3 protein-coding genes are annotated in these 3,040 nt (G+C 71.4%); all 3 read right to left on the reverse strand.

Translation table 11 applies throughout. The features are described 5' to 3' along the window. Positions 1-162: 162 nt before the first annotated feature. From G3N92_RS32475 to G3N92_RS32485, 3 genes are read right to left on the reverse strand one after another with little or no spacing between them, the layout of a single operon-like run. Complete coding sequence (locus tag G3N92_RS32475) at positions 163-978, reverse strand: ABC transporter ATP-binding protein (RefSeq protein WP_206131621.1); 816 nt, start codon at positions 976-978, stop codon at positions 163-165. Further along, positions 972-2,060, reverse strand: a complete 1,089-nt coding sequence (locus G3N92_RS32480; protein ID WP_206131622.1) for an ABC transporter permease subunit — start codon at positions 2,058-2,060, stop codon at positions 972-974. The genes G3N92_RS32475 and G3N92_RS32480 overlap by 7 nt, the downstream gene beginning before the upstream one ends. A 4-nt stretch (positions 2,061-2,064) precedes the next feature. Beyond that, a complete protein-coding gene (locus G3N92_RS32485) occupies positions 2,065-3,039 on the reverse strand; it encodes an ABC transporter substrate-binding protein (RefSeq protein ID WP_241015167.1) in 975 nt (324 codons plus the stop codon). Between the last annotated feature and the right edge of the window lies 1 nt (position 3,040).

A 3,040-nucleotide genomic window follows, 5' to 3' on the forward strand; every position in this document is an offset into this window, starting at 1 on the left:
GCTCCACGGCCAGGCGGCCTGGCCATGGCTGCCGCCGGCCAGGCCGAGCGCGTCGGCCAGCGCGCCGAGCGCTACCTGGCCGTCGTGCAGCGCCGCCAGCAGCGGGTTCAGCCAGAGCTCGGGCGCGGCGCTCATCGCGCCAGGCCCGCGCGGCGTGGTGCGCTACCAGCTCGCATCGAGGCCCAGGTGCGCAAGTGCGGTGCGGCGCAGTTCCGCGAGGCGCGGATCGCCGCGATGGCGCGGGTAGGGCAGGTCGACGTCGAGCTCGGCCACGATGCGGGCCGGGCGCGGGCCGAACACCACCACGCGCTGCGCGAGAAACAGCGCTTCCTCCACGTCGTGCGTGACCAGCAGCGCCGAGAACCGCGCGCGCTGCCACAGCGCCACCAGTTCGCTCTGCATCGAGATGCGCGTCAGCGAATCGAGCTTGCCGAGCGGCTCGTCGAGGATCAGCAGGCGCGGATCGTTGACCAGCGCGCGGGCCAGCGCGACGCGCTGCGCCATGCCGCCCGACAGCTGATGCGGGAACGCGTCGGCGAAATCGTCGAGGCCGACGCGCGCCAGCGCCTCGTCCACGCGATGCCGTTCGCGCTTGGGCACGCCGCGCGCATCGAGGCCGAGCGCGACGTTGGCGCGCACGCGCCGCCACGGGTAGAGCGTCGGATCCTGGAACACCACGATGCGCGACGGATCGGGCCGCTCGATCGCTTCGCCATCCTGATGGATGCTGCCTTGCGAGGCCGGCTCCAGCCCGGCCACGAGCCGCAGCAGCGTGGATTTCCCGCAGCCGCTCGGGCCGAGCAGCGCGACGAATTCGCCGGGCGCGACCGACAGCGTGACGTCGTCGAGCACCTGCAGCGGGCCTTTCGGCGTGTCGAACCAGTGGCTCGCGCGGCTGATGTCGATGCGTGCGCCGGTGGCGGGCGGTTGCGGGGCGGCGGCGCGCGAGGCGGCCTCGCCGGCGGTGGCGATCACCATTTGACGGTTCCTTTCTGCCAGGCCAGCGCGCGGTCGCGCAGCACGAACAGCAGCGTGATGAGGCCGGAGAACAGCAGCGCCATGACGATCAGCGCCGCATACATGTTGGTGTAGGAGGCCCAGCCCTGCGCCCAGGTCAGATACCAGCCGAGGCCCGATTTCACGCCCATCATCTCGGCCACCACCAGCACCGTGAACGACGCGCCGAGGCCCATGAACAGGCCGACGAACACCTGCGGCAGCGCGGCCGGAATCGCCACGCGCAGCACCAGGAAGCGCGCGTTCGCGCCGAGCGTGCGGGCCACGTCGTAATAGGCCTTGCCCACGCTCGCCACGCCCGACCAGGTCAGCACCGCCACCGGGAAGCCGGTGGCCAGCGCGATCAGGAACACGGCGGCCGACCAGCTCGACGGGAAGAAGTAGAACGCCAGCGGCAGCAGCGCGGTGGCCGGCAGCGGGCCGACCACGCGCAGCACCGGGTGCACCCAGTAGCCGATCGCGCGCGACCAGCCCACCGCCACGCCCACCACGAAGCCCACCGCCGCACCCGCGCCCACGCCCACCGCCAGCAGCTTCAGCGAGTTCAGCACGCTGCCGCCGAGCCGCGGCCAGTCTTCCAGATAGACCTCGATCAGCGCCTGCGGCGGCGCGAAGAACGGCGTCGGCAGCCAGCCGGTCTTGGCGGTGGCGATTTCCCAGGCGGCCAGGCCCAGCGCGATCGCGGCGAGCCCCGGGCCGGCCGCGCGCAGCCGCGCAAGCACCGCGCGGCCCGGCGCGACGAACGGGCCGGCCAGCGCGAGCAGCGCGATCAACGCCGCGATCGCCCAGCCGGCCGTGCCGATCTGTTCGGTGTAGGCCCAGTCGGAAAAGCCCACGATGCGGTTCGGCACGCGTTGCGCGATCGCACCGAAGCCGGCCCAGGCGAGCGCGGCGATCAGGCCCGCGCCCCAGATGCGCGACGCGGGCGAGGCCGGTGCGGCGCAGGCCGAGCAGGCGGCGGCGTTGGCGGCGGGAGAGGGTGCCGGCACGCGTTCCGCCGGGCGGCGGCGCGTGTCGAGCGTGGCGGAATCGGGCGTGGCCATGGCGTTACCCCAGTACGTTCGCGTATACCGCCTGCGCGAAGCGCTGCGGATCGGTGGTTTTCTTGATCACGCCGATGCGGCGGAAATCGTCGGTGTAGAACGCGATTTCCTGCTGCAGATCGACGTTGGTCGGATGGTGCTCGTAGGTCAGCGTCGCGTAGAGCTTGCGCAGGTCGTCGGGGCTGACCTTCGGCGTGTACTTCGCGAACAGCTTGGCCGATTCGTTCGGATTCTCGCGCGTGTAGTCGGTGGCCTCGACGATCGAGCGCGCCAGCGCGGCGGCGGCAGGCCGGTCGTTGCGCACCAGCTCGCCGCGCGCGCCGATCACGCAGCAGACCTTGTGACCGTATTCGTCCGACAGGTTGCTGGCCAGTTGCGTGTACTTGCCCGGCTCGCGCTTTTCGAGCAGGTAGAGGTTCGGGTCGCCGTCGGCGATCGCGTGGATCTCGCCCTTGTCCACGGCCACGCTGAGCAGGTCGGCCGGGTACTGGCGCCAGCTCACGTCGCGCTCGGCGTCGATGCCGTGCTTGGCCAGCAGGATCGAGAAGAAGTTCTTGCCCGGCGAGGCCAGGTCGCTCACGCCGATCGTCTTGCCCTTCAGCGCCGCCAGCGTCTTCACGTTGGCCTGATTCGCGCCGAGCATGCGCACGCAGCCGCCGTGCGAGCTGCCGATGATCTTCACGTCGAAGCCCGATTCGAGCGGCTTCAGCCAGCGGTGGATCATGCCGACCGCCGCGTCGGCCTTGCCGGTGGCGATCGATTCGAGCAACTGATCGGTGGAGCCGCTGTAGTTGACGAGCTCGACCTGCAGGCCGTTCTTCTCGAAGATGCCGCGCTCCTGCGCGATCACGATCGGCGTCAGGCAGAACGCGCCCTGGTTCCAGGCGAATTTCAGTTTACGCAGTGGCGGCGCGGACCACGCGGTGCGGCCGAGCGCGAGCGATGCGCCGGCCAGCGCGGCGGCGCCGGCGGTGCGCAGC

The sequence above is a fragment of the Burkholderia sp. Ac-20379 genome, assembly GCF_017104645.1.
Lineage (GTDB): Bacteria > Pseudomonadota > Gammaproteobacteria > Burkholderiales > Burkholderiaceae > Burkholderia.